The following is a 16,802-nucleotide window of genomic DNA, read 5'->3' as shown; positions in this document are numbered from 1 at the left end:
ATACGTCTTGTGCCCGCGCTTGGATCACCCGTCATCCAGAATGCGTTCAACGACGTAACAAGGACACCGGGCCCGCGGGCCGTCCTGCCGAGATCAATGTCCTTGCCCCTCGCCGCCTCCAACCCTCGCCCTCTCCGCATCGCCGTGGTCGGCTCAGGCATCTCGGCCCTGTCCTGCGCCTGGCTGCTGAACACCCGGCACGAGGTGGTGCTGTATGAGCGCGACGGTCGACTGGGCGGGCATTCCAACACCGTCACGGCGCGTATGCCGGGCGGCGAGGTCGGGGTGGACACCGGCTTCATCGTCTTCAACGGCGCGACCTATCCGAACCTGTGCGCCCTGCTGGAGCATCTGCAGGTCCCGACGCGCGAGACGGACATGTCGTTCGCCGTGTCGCTGGAAGGCGGCGAGTTCGAATATGCGGCCCCGGCCCTGTTCGCCCAGCGCCGCAATGTCTTCCGCCCGCGCTTCTGGAAGATGCTGGCCGAACTGGTCCGCTTCTATCGCCGCGCGCCGGGCGACATCGCCGCCCTGAAGGACCCGAACCTGAGCCTGGGCGACTATCTGAAGTCCCAGAAATTCGGCGCGGCTTTCCGCGATGATCACCTGCTGCCGATGGCGGCGGCGATCTGGTCCTCGCCCGCCCAGACCATCAACGACTATCCCGCCGAGGCCTTCGTGCGCTTCTGCAGCAACCACGGCCTGCTGCAGTTCCTGAACCGGCCGATGTGGCGCACCATCATCGGCGGCAGCCGCATCTATGTGGAGAAGCTGGCCCGGTCGCTGGGCGACTGCGTGCGGCTGAGCCGCGAGGTGACGTCGATCCGCCGGGTGGCCGACGGTGTCATCGTACGCGACGCGCGGGGCGACGAGGAGCAGTTCGATCACGTGGTCATCGGTGCCCATGCCGATCAGGCCCTGGCCATGCTGGCCGAGCCCACGGCGGACGAGCAGCGACTGCTGGGCGCCTTCCGTTACAGCCGCAACCTGACCATCCTGCACTCGGACGCCGGGCTGATGCCGAAGCGTCGCCGGGCCTGGGCCAGCTGGAACTATATGGGCACCGAAAACGGCCTGTGCGTCAGTTACTGGATGAACAAGCTTCAGGGCCTGCCCGGCCAGGACCTGTTCGTGACCCTGAACCCGCCGCACCCGCCGCGTCCCGAGACCCTGCTGCGGACCGAGATGTACGAGCACCCGATCTTCGACACCGCCGCCGTCGCCGCCCAGAAAGAGCTGTGGAGCCTGCAGGGCCGGGGCGGTGTCTGGTTCTGCGGCGCCCATTTCGGCGCGGGCTTCCACGAGGACGGGTTGCAATCCGGGCTGGCCGTGGCCGAGCAGTTGGGCGGGGTGCGTCGTCCATGGGAGGTCGCCGACGAGAGCGGTCGCATCCACCTGACGTCCGTCCCCGAGAGCGAGCGTCTGGACGCATGAGCGAGGCCGGAAGCCTGTATCGCGGCGTGGTGATGCACCGAAGGGTGCGTCCACGGGTGCATGGCTTCCGCTACCGGCTGTTCTGGCTGCTGCTCGATATCGACCGGCTCGACGAGGCGGCCGCGCGGACGCGCTGGCTCTCGATCGGGCGGTTCAACCTGCTGTCCTTCCACCCGCGCGACCATGGCGACGGGTCAGGCGCGCATCTGAGGACCCAGGCGCTGGCGAAGCTGGCCGAGGCCGGGATCGAGGGGGTGGACGGGCCGATCCGCCTGCTGACCCTGCCCCGGCTGCTGGGCTTCGTCTTCAATCCGATCAGCGTCTACTACTGCCACCGCGCCGACGGCGGGCTGGCGGCGGTGATCTATGAGGTGTCCAGCACATTCGGCGAGCGGCGGTCCTATGTGCTGGCCAGCGAGGGCGAGCGGTTCGAGCAGAGCTGCGACAAGGCCCTGCACGTCTCGCCCTTCATGCGGATGGACATGACCTACGCCTTCCGGGGTCGGGCTCCGGACGACCGGCTGACCCTGGCCATCGATGGGTATGAGGCCGACGGGCTGGTGATCGCCACCGCCATGACCGGCGAGCGGCGGGCGCTGACGGACGGCGAAATCCTCAGGGCCGCGCTGGCCGTGCCGTTCGAGACGCTGAAGGTGGTCGCCGCGATCCACTGGGAGGCGCTGCGTCTTTTCCTCAAGGGCGTGCCGCCCCAGCCCGGACCGGCGAAGGCCTCAGCCGGCTGAGGCGCAGCCGCCCCGCCCCAGCGCCCCGTCGATGTTCAGGGTCGCGTCGGCGTTCTCCATGACCCCGAGCGCGCAGACCTTGATCCCGTGATCGACCTCCAGCGCGGCCAGCCAGGCAAAGGTCTCGCGACCCGGAGCCTGGGACATCTGGATGCCCAGACCGCCGCCGGGAGCCATGGTGGTGACCACGGTCAGGCCTGCGGCCTCGGCGGTGCGGCGGACGAGAGGCTCCAGCCCTTCGGTGGAGGTTGACGTCGCGGCGGTCGAGGACGGGGCGACGATGCGCAGCCCGGCACGAACCTCGGCCAGGGTCTGTTCGGCCTCGAAGCGGCGGTCGGCGGCGGCGCCCTGCCAGGCCTGGACCGGGCGGACCACCAGCAGCCAGATCAGCACGGCGGCGACCAGCACGAACATCACCGCCAGCAGGCGGCGTTCGCGCACGGTGCGGCCGTCCCACCAGCCGTGGACGCGGGCGAGAAGAGCGGTCATCGGGCGGCTCCGATCGTGATGTCGCTGACCACGCGGCCGGCGTCGTCCTGGGTTCCGGTCTCGGTGACGCTGAGGCCCGAGGCGCGCATGGCCTCATCGATCACCTTGACGTCGCCATAGTCGGGATGGGTGACGGCGGCCTTCATCCCGTCCTCGGGATCGACCACCAGCATGTCCAGCTCGGCGTCCGGCACGGCTTCAACCGCGCTGAACAGGGCGGCGGTGGCGGCCATGACCCCGCCCGGCGGCGGGGCGGCGCGCACCCGACCACGCAGGGCGGCGACGGGGTCCGGCGTTCGCGCCAGTTCCGGGTCGACGCGGGCGATCTCAGCCTGGGCCTGATCCTGCGCGCGGGCGGCGGCCAGTTCGTCACGACCGGCCCCGGCGATCATCAGGATCAGGGGCGAGACCAGGGCGACGCCCGCCAGCACGGCAGCGCGGCCCCAGCCCCGACGGGCGGCGGCCTGTTCGCGCACGCGGGCGGAGGTGAGGTCCAGCAAGGGCCCGGCGGCCGCCTGCACCAGGGCGCGCTCGACGGAGGCCGGATCGTCCACCGGCTCAACCACCCGACCTGCCGCGACCAGATCGACCAGATCCGGCTGAACCGAGGCGGCGAAGCGGCGTCCACGCAGGGCCACCGACGGCCCGAAGGCGACGGCGGTCAGGCTTTCGTCCAGCGGCTCGGTCAGGGTCAGGACATCGGGGAGCAGCACGTCGGCGCGCACGCCCAGCGTCTCCAGATAGTCGCTCCACGCCTCCAGCAGCGACAGACCGACGACGGCGACCAGACGCGGCTCGCCCGCGACCGGGACCGGGCCGAGCGACACCGACAGCCGGTCGGCGGGCGCGGCCAGATCGTCCTTTAGCGCCCACAGGGCGGCGGCCCGCTGCTGGGCGACGCTGCCGGGCGGCAGGTCGAGCCAGCGGATCAGCACGTCGGCGCCCGGCGCGACGGCGACCGTGCGCATGGCCTCGGGCCGCTCGACCGCATCGAGGGCCAGGGTCCCGCGCTCCAGCACATAGCCGCCTGCCCCGATAATCAGATAGGGCGCGGGCTCTCCCGCCAGGGCGGGGATCAGGATCAGACGTGTCGGCTTCATTCTTCGGGGGTCCAACGCTGGATGACGGTGCGGACGGCGCCGTCCTGACGGGCCTCCAGCAGGGCGGTGCGAACGGCGCGGACGCCGGCGTATTCCACGTCCACCCGCAGGCGGAAGAAGCGGGTCAGGACGGTGGCCTGCTCGCGGGTGTCCTCATCGGGCGTGAAACCCTGCAGGCCGGAGGCGGCCCAGAAGGCCTCGCCAGTGGCCCAGCCGTCGCGCGGGCGGGCGGCGATCACGGCGCGGGCCCGCTCCGGAGCGATGACGCCGCCGGTCAGCATGGTGATCAGGGGAGCCTGCTCGGGGGTCAGGGTGTTGACGTTCAGCGGGGACAGACGGCTGGTCGGCAGGGCGCAGACATAGGGGCGCAGACGGCGGTAGGCGTCGGCGTCCACGCCCTTGACGGCGCGCAGTTCGCTGACCTCGGCCAGCATGACGCCGGCGGTGCGATAGGGCGTCGACAGGCCCGCATAGGCCCCATCCTCGGCGCCCAGAGGCAGGGCCTCGGCGTCCGCGTCCAGCCAGTCGGTCAGGCCGTCGGCGATGGCGCGCATGCGGCTGTCCGGCACGCCCACGGCGCGGCCGAGCGCGCGGAACTGCATCGCTCCCTGCGGGCGCGCGACCAGATCCTCGCCGACGCCCAGCACGACGCTGTTCAGATTGAAGCAGGCCTGGCCGTCGGCGACGGTGGCGCTGATGGTCCCGTTCTCGACCGGGAAGTCGAGGCGGCGACCGTTCCAGTCGGGCTGCAGGGGTGTACGGGTCGGGCTGCTCTGGACCAGCCGCTTGATCCGGTTGCGGGCCAGCAGTTCGGCGCCGGAGGCCAGCCACTGGGCCTGCGCGCCGATCTCGGCGTTGGTGGTGCGGCGGACCGAGAAGCGGACATCGTCCAGCAGGGCCACGGCGACGACCGACATCACCGCCACCAGCAGCAGGACGGTCAGCAGGGCCATGCCCTCGCGCTCCGGACGGCGGCTCATCGCCCGCCTCCGACGAGGAAGAGCTGTTCGACCGCGCCGTAGCCCTCCAGCGTCATGGTGATGCGCACCGCGTCCGGCAGGGGGCGGTCGAGGGTGGAAGTATAGGCGGGCGACGCCTGGCCATCGATGATGAAGGCGACCACCACGTCGCGCACGCCGCGATACAGCACCTGCGGCGGGCCCGGGCGGGCGCCGTCCAGCTGGCTGGCGACCCGGCGCTCCAGCCGGTCGTCGACGAGCCGATATTCGACGCGCTGCAGCGACGGGCGGGCCTGTTCGCCGGGGTTGGTCCAGCCGGCGCGGGTCAGGGTCAGGATGGGATCGGCGGGCGACATCGGCCCGACCATGGCCTGAGGGGCCGGACGTCCGGTGGCGCCCCGTGCGCGGCGGCCCGTGGCCTGCCCCAGATCGGCGCGCAGCAGGCTGCGCATGCGCTGAAGGTCGCCGACGCGGTCGCTCTGCGCCTTGACGGCGAAACGGTTGTCGATGGTCACGCCCAGCACCGCCGCGCCCGCCGCCGCCAGCATGGCGAAGATCAACAGCGAGATCAGCACCTCGACCAGGGTGAAGCCGGACCGGTTCACAGCGACCGCCTGCGGAACAGGGTGCGGTCGGCGGCCTGCCCTTCCTCGTCGCGGACGCGGACGTCGATGCGCAGCAGATCGGGATCGGCGGTGGCCGTCACGGCGCGGGTCCAGACCCAGCGGCGACCGCCCAGATCGGAGCGGCCCGAGGCCTCGCCCTCGCCCATCGTGGGCGCGACGGCGGCCTCGACGGCGACATTCTCGGCCACCATGCCGCCGAGGGTGCGGACCTCGACGCGCTGGGCCGAGCGAGTGTTCTCCCCCGACAGATTGAGCAGGGCCATGGCGGCGAGGCTGAACACCGCCAGCGCCACCAGCATCTCGATCAGGGTGAAGCCGCCGCGTTCAGCCATCGACGCGCACCTCGCCCGCCCCGTCCACGGCGATGGTGCGGCTGCGCCCGTCGCGCGTGAGGGTCAGGGTCGCCGGATCGGCGACGCCGGAAGGGTCGAAGACCACACGCACCGGCGCCTGGGCCGAGGACAGGATCGAGCCTTCGGCCCAGGTCTCGGGGCCGAAGGGACCGTCGGTCAGCGGCGTCCACTCGACGCCGTCGAAGCTGGAGAAGTCATAGCCGCGCGCCGTGGCCTCGACCGCCACCGGCCGGGCGCCCAGCACCGCCTCCTCGCGCGCGCGGACCAGCCGGGCGGCGAACCGCTCGGCCTCCTCGGCCACGGCGGGCCTGGGGTCCGGCACGGACAGCACCACGGCCCCCGCCGCCAGCCCGATGATGGCCACGACCATCAGCAGTTCGACCAGCGTGAAGCCTTGTCTCTTTGCACGGCGCGACGCTGCTTGAGGGCGCAGGACGCTCAAGCAGCGAACGACCGCGTCGTGAGCGTTAGCGCCCGACAGGGTGTCAGCCCTGCCAGTTGCCGAGGTCGGCGTCATTGCCCTCGCCCCCTTCGCGGCCGTCGGCGCCGAACGACCAGATGTCGAACTGGCCGCCGTGCTGGCTGGGACGGCGATACTGATAGTCGTTGCCCCACGGATCCTTGGGCAGGCGACGGACGTAGCCGCCTTCGCGATAGCGTTCCGGATTGGCCAGGCCCGCGGGCGCGGCGGCCAACGCCTGCAGGGTGTCGGGGAAGGTCAGGTTGTCGAGGCGATAGGTCTCGATGGCCTGCTCCAGCGTCGCGATGTCCGCCTTGGCCTTGCCGACCATGGCCTTGTCCTGGCTCGGCAGGACGTTGATGGCGACCACGGTGGCGAGCAGGCCAATGATCACGATCACCACCATCAGCTCCACGAGCGTAAAGCCCGAGCGCTTGCGCCGCTGTTCGATTTTCTTTTCGAAATCAGTCATTTCAATACTCATCTTCAACCCATCGCTAGGGTGTTGATTTGCAGAATGGGCAGCAGGATCGACAGGACGATCACCGCCACGACGCCGCCCATGACCACGATGATCGCCGGCTCCAGCAGGCTCAGCATCACGGCGGTGAAGGTGGAGAACTCGCGCTCCAGATAGTCGGCGGCGCGCTCCATCATCGGCTCCAACCGACCGCTGCTCTCGCCCGAGGCGGTCATGTAGACGAGGATCGGCGGGAAGACGTCGGCGCGGCGCATGGCGGCGGACAGGCCGCCCCCTTCCCTCACCGCCTCGGCCATGGTCTCGGTCGCCCTGCGCAGGCGACGGTTGGACACGGTTCGGGCGGTGATGGTCAGCCCCTCCAGCACCGGCAGCCCTGCCGCGATCATGGTCGACAGGGTGCGCGCCATCTTGGCCCCGTGCAGGTCGCGGGTCAGGCGGCCGACCAGCGGCAGCTTCAGGATCAGGGTGTCGGCCTTCAGCCGGATCGCCGGATTGCGAAGGGCGACGGCGCCCAGGCCGATCCCCGCCACGATCAGCAGGATCATCAGCCAGCCCCAGTCGCGCATCAGGTCGGACACGCCGATGACGATGCGGGTCAGCAGCGGCAGGGTCTGGTGCATGCTGTCGAACTGGTCGACCACCTTGGGCACCACGAAGGCCATCAGGGCGGTGATAACGCCCAGGGCCACAACCGCCAGCACCGACGGATAGACCAGGGCGGTGACCACCTTGCCCTGCACCTGCTGGTCGCGTTCCAGCCCGTCGGCGAGGCGTTCCAGAATGGGCTGCAGCGCGCCCGAGGCCTCGCCCGCCGAGACCATGGCGCGGTACAGCGGCGGGAAGGCCTGTCCCTGCAGCCCCATGGCGTCGGAAAGGCGACGCCCCTCCATGACCCCGGCGTGGACGCCTTCCAGCACTCGACGGACGGCGGGTCGGTCGGCCTGCAGGGCGATGGTGCGCAGCGCCTCCTCGATCGGCGCGACCGAGACCAGGGTCGCCAGTTGGCGGGTGGTCAGGGCCAGGGTGCGGGCGTCCAGCTTGCCGCCCTTGGCGGACGGCGCGGCGGCGCGAGCGGCGCCGGTGCGCGCCGGCGACACCTCCAGCGGCATCAGGCGGCGCTTGCCCAGAGCGGCGCGCGCGGCGGTCTCGTCGGCGGCGGTCAGGGCGCCGGAGACGGTTCGTCCGCCCGCGTCCACCGCCACATAGTCGAAGGCCGCCATCAGGCCGCGACCTCGGACGATGCGGGCTCATGCGCCTCGCTGGTCTCCTGACGGGTGACGCGCACAGCCTCCTCGACCGAGGTGACGCCCTCCATCACCAGCTCACGCGCGCGCTGCGACAAGGTCCCGCCGGTCTCGAAGGCGGCGGCGGCGATGGCGTCCTCGCCCGCTTCAGAGGCGATCAGGCGGCGCACCCGGTCATCAACGCGGATGGTCTCGTACAGGCCGACGCGACCGACGTAACCGGTGTTCTGGCAGTGGGGGCAGCCGTGGGGTCGCCAGACGGTGTCGCCCTTCTTCACCCCGGCCAGTCTGGCGGTGGCCTTGTCGGCGGGCTCGGCCACGCGGCATTCGCCACAAAGGCGGCGCACCAGCCGCTGGGCCACGATCAGGCGCAGGGTCGAGGCCAGCAGGAAGGGCTCAACGCCCATGTCGCGCAGGCGGGTTACGGCGCCGACGGCGTCATTGGTGTGCACGGTGGACAGGACCAGGTGGCCGGTCAGCGAGGCCTGAACGGCGATGCCCGCCGTCTCGACATCGCGGATTTCGCCGACCATGACCACGTCCGGGTCCTGACGCAGGATGGCGCGCAGACCGGCCGCGAAGGTCATGCCGACCTTGGTGTTCACCTGGGTCTGGCCGATGCCATCGATGGCGTATTCGACCGGGTCCTCGACCGTCAGGATGTTGCGGGTCGCGTCGTTCAACAGGCTCAGCCCCGCATAGAGCGAGGTGGTCTTGCCCGAGCCGGTCGGGCCGGTGACCAGGATGATGCCGTTGGGCTCGTTCAGCGCGCCCCTGAAGGCCTCGAAGGCGTCCGGCGACATGCCGAGCCGGTCCAGCGTCAGCCCGGCCTGATCCTTGTCGAGAATCCGCAGCACGACCCGCTCTCCCGCGCGGGACGGCAGGGTCGAGACACGCACGTCCAGCGTCTTGCCGCCGAGCGCCAGCGGAATGCGCCCATCCTGCGGCACCCGTTTCTCGGCGATGTCGAGACGGGCCATGACCTTGATGCGCGAGACCAGCAGCGGGGTGATGCGCGGGCTCAGCGTCAGGGCCTCGCGCAGCACGCCGTCCACCCGCATGCGCACGACCAGGGCGCTTTCGAACGGCTCGAGGTGGATGTCGGAGGCGCCGGTGCGCACGGCCTCGGCGATGACGCCGTTGATCAGGCGGATGACCGGGGCGTCATCGGCTGTGTCCAGCAGGTCGGCGGCGGCGGGGATGTCGTCGATCAGCCCCTCGAGCCCGGCGGGCATGTCGAGGTCGTCGCCGTCGGCGGCGTTGAGGTGATCGCCGGCATAGACTTCCGACAGCTGGCGATCGAAGGCGGCCTGCGACAGCGGCTCGATGCGCAGCGGTCGGCCCAGCACCCGTCGCGTCTCGATCAGCGCCGACGGGTCGGCGCCCTCGCGCAGGCCGATGACGGCGATCTCGCCCGCGTCGAGCAGGATCACGCCATGCCGCTTGGCGAAGCCGTAGGGCAGCGTCGGATTGACGAGGGTGATCACCCGATCACTCCTGCGGAGCCGCGGGCGGCAGGGGCGAGATCACCACCTCGCCGGGCGTCAGATCAGCGGTCGGGGCGGTGGGCGGCTGGGTGCGCATGTAGTCGCGCAGCATCTCGTCCAGGCTCGGCTCACGGGTCGGATCCGTGACCAGCTGCTGGTTGCGCATATAGCCCCAGCGGTCGGCGGCCAGTTGCTGGGCGTCGGCGGCCGAGCGGATGATGGTCGGGCGCAGGAAGACCATCAGATTGGTGCGTCCGCGCTGGCGGCTGGTCGAGCGGAACAGGCCGCCGATGCCCGGCAGGTCGCCGAGGCCCGGAATCTTGTCGACCGCCAGACGATCGTTCTGGTCCAGCAGGCCGCCGGCCACGGCGATGTCCCCGTCATCGACCACCAGCGTCGTCTCCAGCTCGCGCTTGTTCAGCACCAGATCGCTGGCCGAGTTGGTCAGGACGCCGTTGATGCTCGACACCTCCTGACGCAGGTGCAGGGTGATGGAGCCGCCCGCGTTGATCTGGGGCCGGACCACCAGCTTGACGCCGATGTCCTGACGCTGGGTCGTGCGGAAGGGGTTGGAGTTTCCGTCCAGCAGGGCCTCGCCGGTCGTGATCGGCACTTCCTGCCCGACCAGGATCGTCGCCTCCTCGTTGTCGAGGGTCATCAGCGACGGGGTCTGCAGCAGGTTGGAGCCATTGTCCGACTTGGCCGCGTTGATGATGAAGCCGAACAGGCCGTCGCCGATGGTCCCGCCGCCGCCGCCCACGAAGCCGTTGGCGCCCAGCAGGGAGTTCAGCGCGAGGTTCTGCAGCCGCTCGCGCATGGGGTCGTCAGGGTCTAGCTGGCCCGCCGCCGCGCCGCCCGCGATGGGAAGCAGGGGAACCGAGCTGTCGGAATAGTTGGTCAGGCCGATGGGGTTGCCGTCCTGGCCGGCGAGCAGCCACTGGACGCCCAGTTCGCGCACGGCGGTGTCGCTGAGCTCGACCACGATGGCCTCGATCAGGACCTGCTGGCGACGCTGATCGAGCTGGCGGATGACCTCGGCCAGCATGCGCTGGGTGTCGGCCGAGGCTGAGATGACCAGCGCGTTGGCGCCGGGGAAGCGGGCGATGGTGGCGCGCTGGCCGGGCGCGGCGGGCGCGACGGCGGCGGCGGGCTGGACCACGGGCGTCGCGGCGTCGGATGCCCCGCGCGCGGCGGCAGGCGTCGCATTGGCCTGGGCCGGGGTGATCGGCTGGCCGACGATCTGCTGCAGCACGGGCAGCAGTTGCTCGGCGTTGGCGTGCTCCAGGAAGACGACCTTGATGTCGTCCGCCGACTGGGCGCGACGGTCGAGGTCCTCGACCAGCGGACGGACGCGGGCCACGGCGGCGGGGTCGCCGCGCAGGACGATGGAGTTGGAGCTGTCGACCGGGGTCACCGAGACCATACCCTGCCCCGGCTGGCCGCCCGGAGGGGCCAGGACCGACTGCAGGACGGCGGCGATCTCGCGGGCGGAGGAGTTCTCCAGCGTGATCACCTCGAAGCTGGCGCGGTCCACATCGATGCGGGCGATCAGGGCGCGGATGCGGCCCAGATTGTCGGCGAAGTCGGCGACCACGACGCTGTTGGCGCCGGGATTGGCGAGCACCTGCCCCTGCGCGCCGACCAGCGGACGGATGGTCTCGGCGGCCGAGGCGGCGTCGATGTTGCGCAGCTGGAAGACTTCGGTGGTGAAGCGTTCGGCGCCGACGGTGGCCGGGCCCTGCGCCGCGCCCTGGGCCGGGCTGATGCGATAGGCGCCGGACGTGGTTTGGGTGACCACCAGACCGTTGGCGCGCAGGGTCGACAGAAAGACCTCGAACAGCTCCGAGCGCGACAGGGCGCGTTCGCTGGTCACGGTGACCGTGCCCGTCACCGCCGGATCGACGATGAAGGTGCGGCCGGTCATCCGGGCCACGTCCTGGATGAAGGCGCGGATGTCGGCGCCCTGCACGTTCAGGGTCTGGCGCGCGCCCGATTGGGCCATGGCGGGCGCGGCGGCCAGCGGCCCCTGCGCGATCATCAGTCCGGCCAGCACGGTGCAGACGGTGTTACGGCTCATGCGGTTCACCGGGCGGTCCTTATGGTGGTCGTGCGTTCCTGCCCTGCGCGCTCGAAGCGGATTTCGGCGGACGGGCTGTTGGCGAGGTCGCGACGCAGATCGGAGATCCGCCCCGCGCTGTTCAGTTCGATGCCGTTGACGGCCAGGATGACGTCGCCGGACTGCAGCCCGGCGGCGCGCAGGGCGCTGCCGTCGCCGCCCGCGGAGACGGTGAAGCCGTTCACGGCCAGGCCGCGCATTCGGGGACGCAGCGAGGCCTGGGCCATCAGTTGGGCGGCATCGACGACGGCGCCGGCGGGCGCGGCGGCCGGGCTCGGCGTCGGCGGGGCGACGACCTGGGGCGTGGCGGGCGGCGGCGGCGGGGCGGCGGCCCCGACCGGCGTCTCGGCGAAGATCAGGCGGCTGAGGGCGCCGTTGCGGGACAGGACCACGTAATCCTCGCCCACCGACTGCAGGGTCAGGCCGGGCTCGACCTCCTCGCCGACGCCGACCGAGATCTGGCGACCATCGGCCAGGCCGATGATGGCCGAACCGCCGCCGGCGCCGTCGGCGCGCACGCCGAACAGACGCATCTGGCTGCTGCCCGCGGCGGTGTCTTCCGCCATGCTGGACTGGCCGCCGGTTCGGAAGAAGGCGTCGAAGCGCTGGAAGACAGAGGTGTCGACGGGCCGGGCCGCGCCCGGGGCGTCGATCGAGGCGACCGGCGACGGCTCTACGAACAGCCAGACCAGGCGCCCCGCTTGCACCAGCAGAACCGCGACCAGCACGCCCTCGACGAAGGGGCGGAGGCGGACGGGACGCGCGGCGACATCCTGCGCGAATTCGCGCGCCGAGGCGGTCCAGTTGCGGAGAACAGCAATCACGAGAGGACGCCCGTCAGAGGCCCCGACGGCCCGCAGCGTTCCTAACTCAATCGTCCGGGTTCGGGCTTCACGCGTCCATGACGGAGGCGCGAACTTGTCATGACAAACAGGCCGCTTGCGGATGAAATTTTTATACCGCCTCCGCATAGAAAAAGGCCGGCTCCTGACGAGCCGGCCTCAATCATTTCAACAGGATCAGAAGCGGGCGGTCAGGCTGACCGAGCCGCTGGCGCCCAGTTCATAGCCGTTGATGATCACCCGATTGCCCAGTTCCTGGTACTCGAGGAACTCTTCACCCAGCAGGTTGCGGAACTCGACCGCCACGCCGTATTCGCGGCCCGCGTAGTCGAAGTCCTTGCGGAAGACGAAGTCGAGCGAGACGCCCGGCTCCTGGATCAGGTCCGGCTCGCCCGGGCGGCCGCGCGCCGAGGTGCGCTCCGAGACGTAGTTGGCGATCAGGGTCGCCTGCGAGCGGGCCGTGTCGTCTTCCCAACCCAGTTGCAGGTTGGCGACGTGCTCGGACTGGCCTTGCAGACGGCTGCCGTCGATCACGTAGAACGAAGCCGGTTGGGCGACGCCCAGGCTGTTCTGGGTGATGACGGTGTCACCGGCGTCCACGTTCACCTCGGACTTCGAGTAGGTGTAGTTGGCCTGGACCAGCCACCGCTTGTTGGCGATGAAGTCCATGTCCGAACCAAACTCGAAATACTTCTTCACCTCGACCTCGGCGCCCTGGATGGTGGCGTTCGGCGCGTTGAGGAAGGTCTGCGAGATCGACGAGCCCTGGTCGACGACGCTCGACTCGATGGGCTTCTCCAGATCCTTGTAGAACAGACCGGCGGTCACATACTGGTCGCGGGCGAAGTACCACTCCCAGCGGGCGTCGATGTTCAGGATCTCGGTATCGACCAGGTAGGGGTTGCCGATGAAGGTCCGGTCGCTTTCGACGTCCGTATACTGCTGCGGCGCCAGCTCGCGGAACTGCGGGCGACCGATGGTCTTGGACGCGCCGAAGCGGAGCTGCATGTCCTCGGCGAAGTTCCAGGTGATGGTGCCCGCCGGCAGGACGTACTCTTCCTCGATCCGGGTCGGCAGGAAGCCGGTCGAACCGCCGAAGAGATCGCGCGGGGTCACTGTCTGCTCACCCTGCTCGACGCGCACGCCGATGTTCAGGTTGACCAGCGGGATGATCTCGGCGGCGACCTGGGCGTAGGCGGCCTTGACGGTCAGCTGACCGTCGAAGGCGGCGGCGCCGTTGGTGCCGGTGATCTCTTCCAGCTGCAGATACGGCCCGATGTTGATGTCCGAGAACAGGTAGTCGACGCGCGACTCCAGCTGGTCTGAGGTCAGGCCGTTCGGCGCGATGAAGCGCAGGGTGCGCTGCTCGGATTCACGGTTGTTGTCAGAATAGGCGACGCCGAACGAGAAAACGGCTTCGCGGGCGTCGGACAGCGGCAGGGTGTAGTGCACATCCGCGCCGCCCGAAACGATGTCGTCATCCAGTTCGCTGAACGAGATGGCATTGGTCTCGATGTCGTGGATCCAGTCGCCGGCGACGTTCTGGCCGTAGCCGAAACGGGTCTCGTACGGCGCATCGCGCGAGGTCTTGGCGTAGGCCGCGCGCCAGTCGAACTCCCACTCGCCCTCGGCGCCGAAGGTGTGCTCGCCGGCCAGCTGGGTCGAGTAGAGCTGACGGACGAACCACTCGGTGTTATCGGTGCGACGCTGACCGCCCGAGCCGTCGTCGAAGCCGGCTTCCGAGCGGGCTTCCTTGGTGACGTTGCGGACGTAGAGGTTGGTCCACTTCAGGGTGTTGGTGTCGCTGGTCAGGCTGAGCGCGCCCAGGAAGTTCAGCGTCAGGTCGTTCTGGTTCGACTGGAAGGCGTAGTTGTTGGCGGTGATCAGTTCGCCCGCGTCGATGCGGCCCGACTGACGCACGCCGCGACGGCCCGTCCACTTGTTGTCGTACGAGGCGACGAAGACGCCGCCCAGGGTGCCCATCCCGGTTTCCATGTTCGTACCGCCGGTGAAGCGGAAGCCGAAGTTGGCCGGGGTGGTCTCGCGCTGCAGCAGGCGCAGCGGCGCGTTGACCAGCGACTGGCCCATGCGGCGCAGTTCGCTGGCGGTGAAGTTGGCGGCCGAGATGCGGTCGCCGCTGCCGAAGGCCAGCTGGATCGGCCCCGGAACGTCGCGGGTGCCGTCATCGAAGCCGGTGAAGTCTGTGCGCGAGCCGTAATAGATCAGCGACTCCTTGCCCGAGGTTTCGGTGTTGCCGCTGACCGAGGCCTGCATGCTGAAGAAGGGCTGGCTCGGGGTGTCGATGGTCTGCAGATCGACGACGCCGCCGCCGAACTCGCCGGGGAAGGCGACCGAATAGGTCTTCTGGACGGTCAGGCCCGCCAGGATTTCCGACGGGAAGAGGTCCAGCGGAACGACGCGTTGCAGCGGCTCGGGGCTGGGCAGCGGCGAGCCGTTCAGCAGGGCCGACGAGTAGCGCTCGCCAAGGCCGCGCACGTAGATGAAGCGGCCTTCAACGACCGACAGGCCCGTCACGCGGGCCAGGGCGCCGGCGGCGTCGGCGTCGCCGGTGCGCTGCAGGTCTTCGGCGGTCAGGAAGGCGGCCACTTCCGGGCTTTCCCGGTTCGGCTGCGGAATATAGCGGCCCAGAACGACGATCTCGCCGAGATCGGTTTCCGGATCGACCTGCGGCTCGGCCTGCGCGGCCGGCGTCTGGGTCGTGGGCGGGGTCTGGGCCAGGGCGGCGCCCGGCGCGACCAGAGCGGTGGTGGCGAGCAGAAGCCCGCCCAGGGACATTTTCACGGTCTTCATGGTCTGCGCCTCGAAGGAATCAACGGAAGGGTTCGGTAGTCGGGCGGCGGCGCGAGCCGCCGCCCGTCCATCCGTCATCAGCAGGTCGAGCCGGCTTGCAGGCCGCAGGTCCAGCCCTGGAACCAGGTGTCCGTCGCGTTACGGACGGCCCCGATGTAGGTCACGGTCTGGAACCAGCTGTAGACCGCCGGAGCGTTGGTCACGGTCACGGCGTTCTCGTTGGCGCCGTTGATGAAGGCCAGGCTCTGGGCCGTCAGGGTCGCGCCGGCCGGAGCCGTCATCGTCGAGGTCCCGGCCGCCGTGTTGTTGACGTTCGTCGCGCTGATGAACACCGCCTCGGTCGCCGCGGCGTTGACGTTCGAGTCGTTCTCGTACGGACGCGAGCAGGAGAAGTAGACCGAGCGGAAGACCGGGTTGTTGGCGACGGTCTGGGCGTCGTCGATGTCGAGGCAGGCCGCGGCCGAGGTCGACGGGTTGGTGACCACCGAGTTGATGATGGTCGGCTGGGTCCCGGTGTTCAGCGTCAGCAGGGCGTCGGCGGCCACGGCGGCGTTGCGGCCGACGAGGGTGAAGTTCGACACCTTCGGCTGGGCGTAGAAGGTGGTGCCCGACGGGGCGGCCGACCATTCGAAGCCGCGGCTGCCGTTGGTCACGGCGGTCGGGCGCTGGGTGATGATGCCGAACTGGGCGCCACCGCGCCAGCCGGTGTCGGTGTCCAGACCGTCGTCGTCAGCGCCGTTGATCACGATGTGGCTCAGGTTGACGGTGCCGCCGAAGATTTCGATGCCGTCGTCCGAGCTGTTGTAGGCCTGGACGTACTCAACGGTGGTGCCGTTGCCGACGCCGGCCAGCGTCAGGGCCTGCAGCTCGTTGTTCGGCGAGATTTCGAAGCCCGAGTAGCGAATCTGGACGTAGCGCAGACGGCCCGAGTTGTCCGACGTGCTGTTGCCGCCGTAGTTGGCGCTGGTGCCTTCAACCTGACCGACGCAGGCGATGTTCGGCGCGGTGACGCCGACCGGGCAGACCGCCGTCGGCGCGCGGCCGGCGATCACGACGCCGCCCCACTGGCCCTGCGAGTTCTCGGTGGTGGCGCCGTCGATGTTGTTGCGGCTGGTGAAGATGATCGGGTTGGTCGCGGTGCCTTCAGCGAAGATTTGCGAACCGCGGTTGACCAGCAGATAGTCCGAACCGCCCGAGCCGTAGATGCGCACACCGGCCTGGATGGTCAGGATGCCTTGCTGCGAACCGGCGACCGGGGCAGCCGCGTCGGCGCCCATGTCGGTGCCGACCTGGGTGCGGCCCGAGATGGCGTAGACGGTGCCGGCGCGGAGCGGCACGACCAGGTTGCCGGTGATGGTGGTCGGAAGCTGGCAGGCGCGCAGCGTGCCGGCGGCCACGACGCCGACGTCGGCGAAGCCGGTCGGGCAGTCAGCGGCCGGGGTGCCCGGGGTCACCGGAGGGGTGGTCGGGGTGGTGCCGCCACCGCCGCCGCCGAAATCACCTTCGCCCGGCGAAGCGACTTCAGCCGAGCCACAGGCGGCGAGGGTCAGGGCGCTGGCCGACAGGGCCAGGAGGGTGGTCAGTTTGAAGCCGTTCATCGTTTTCACCGTGTCTGGTCCAGAGGAACTCACGGCAGGTGAGACCGAACGCCCATGCG

General features: G+C 70.0%; 15 protein-coding genes. 2 read left to right on the top strand and 13 right to left on the bottom strand.

Annotated elements, in window-relative coordinates:
• Positions 1-96 precede the first annotated feature (96 nt).
• Together ACTIEF_RS15345 and ACTIEF_RS15340 are read left to right on the top strand one after the other, a co-directional pair.
• Positions 97-1,434, top strand: coding sequence for an NAD(P)/FAD-dependent oxidoreductase (locus ACTIEF_RS15345; RefSeq protein ID WP_439473012.1), 1,338 nt, complete (start codon positions 97-99; stop codon positions 1,432-1,434).
• Positions 1,431-2,177 (top strand): DUF1365 domain-containing protein, encoded by a 747-nt coding sequence (locus ACTIEF_RS15340; RefSeq protein WP_439473011.1) that lies wholly within the window; start codon positions 1,431-1,433, stop codon positions 2,175-2,177. Before ACTIEF_RS15345 ends, ACTIEF_RS15340 begins: the two co-directional genes overlap by 4 nt.
• On the opposite strand, the gene gspM is transcribed toward ACTIEF_RS15340, so the two are convergent.
• From gspM to ACTIEF_RS15275, 13 genes are all read right to left on the bottom strand, one after another.
• Positions 2,166-2,666: a type II secretion system protein GspM gene (gspM, locus tag ACTIEF_RS15335; protein ID WP_439473010.1), complete on the bottom strand. Its 501-nt coding sequence runs from the start codon at positions 2,664-2,666 to the stop codon at positions 2,166-2,168. The genes ACTIEF_RS15340 and gspM overlap by 12 nt on opposite strands.
• Positions 2,663-3,766, bottom strand: a complete 1,104-nt coding sequence (gspL, locus tag ACTIEF_RS15330; protein WP_439473009.1) for a type II secretion system protein GspL — start codon at positions 3,764-3,766, stop codon at positions 2,663-2,665. Before gspL ends, gspM begins: the two co-directional genes overlap by 4 nt.
• The gene (gene gspK, locus ACTIEF_RS15325; protein WP_439473008.1) at positions 3,763-4,746 is read right to left on the bottom strand and encodes a type II secretion system minor pseudopilin GspK; all 984 of its coding nucleotides are present in this window, start codon (positions 4,744-4,746) and stop codon (positions 3,763-3,765) included. Before gspK ends, gspL begins: the two co-directional genes overlap by 4 nt.
• Entirely contained in the window at positions 4,743-5,330 is a 588-nt protein-coding gene (gene gspJ / locus ACTIEF_RS15320) for a type II secretion system minor pseudopilin GspJ (RefSeq protein ID WP_439473007.1), read from the bottom strand. The genes gspK and gspJ overlap by 4 nt, the downstream gene beginning before the upstream one ends.
• Positions 5,327-5,683, bottom strand: a complete 357-nt coding sequence (gene gspI / locus ACTIEF_RS15315) for a type II secretion system minor pseudopilin GspI (protein ID WP_439473006.1) — start codon at positions 5,681-5,683, stop codon at positions 5,327-5,329. The genes gspJ and gspI overlap by 4 nt, the downstream gene beginning before the upstream one ends.
• Entirely contained in the window at positions 5,676-6,146 is a 471-nt protein-coding gene (locus tag ACTIEF_RS15310; RefSeq protein ID WP_439473005.1) for a GspH/FimT family pseudopilin, read from the bottom strand. The genes gspI and ACTIEF_RS15310 overlap by 8 nt, the downstream gene beginning before the upstream one ends.
• A 43-nt stretch (positions 6,147-6,189) precedes the next feature.
• Positions 6,190-6,636: a type II secretion system major pseudopilin GspG gene (gspG, locus tag ACTIEF_RS15305; protein ID WP_439473004.1), complete on the bottom strand. Its 447-nt coding sequence runs from the start codon at positions 6,634-6,636 to the stop codon at positions 6,190-6,192.
• Positions 6,637-6,650: 14 nt separating this feature from the next.
• The gene (gene gspF, locus ACTIEF_RS15300; RefSeq protein ID WP_439473003.1) at positions 6,651-7,865 is read right to left on the bottom strand and encodes a type II secretion system inner membrane protein GspF; all 1,215 of its coding nucleotides are present in this window, start codon (positions 7,863-7,865) and stop codon (positions 6,651-6,653) included.
• Positions 7,865-9,376, bottom strand: coding sequence for a type II secretion system ATPase GspE (gspE, locus tag ACTIEF_RS15295; RefSeq protein WP_439473002.1), 1,512 nt, complete (start codon positions 9,374-9,376; stop codon positions 7,865-7,867). The genes gspF and gspE overlap by 1 nt, the downstream gene beginning before the upstream one ends.
• 4 nt (positions 9,377-9,380) lie before the next feature.
• Complete coding sequence (gspD, locus tag ACTIEF_RS15290; RefSeq protein WP_439473001.1) at positions 9,381-11,453, bottom strand: type II secretion system secretin GspD; 2,073 nt, start codon at positions 11,451-11,453, stop codon at positions 9,381-9,383.
• 5 nt (positions 11,454-11,458) lie between these two features.
• Entirely contained in the window at positions 11,459-12,316 is an 858-nt protein-coding gene (locus ACTIEF_RS15285) for a type II secretion system protein N (RefSeq protein WP_439473000.1), read from the bottom strand.
• Between the two features lie 195 nt (positions 12,317-12,511).
• Positions 12,512-15,145: a TonB-dependent receptor domain-containing protein gene (locus tag ACTIEF_RS15280; RefSeq protein WP_439472999.1), complete on the bottom strand. Its 2,634-nt coding sequence runs from the start codon at positions 15,143-15,145 to the stop codon at positions 12,512-12,514.
• 77 nt (positions 15,146-15,222) lie between these two features.
• Entirely contained in the window at positions 15,223-16,743 is a 1,521-nt protein-coding gene (locus tag ACTIEF_RS15275; protein WP_439472998.1) for a hypothetical protein, read from the bottom strand.
• Positions 16,744-16,802 lie beyond the last annotated feature (59 nt).

It is taken from the genome of Brevundimonas sp., from assembly GCF_051858995.1.
Classification (GTDB): Bacteria; Pseudomonadota; Alphaproteobacteria; order Caulobacterales; family Caulobacteraceae; genus Brevundimonas.
This window is presented reverse-complemented; position numbering and strand designations above follow the sequence as displayed.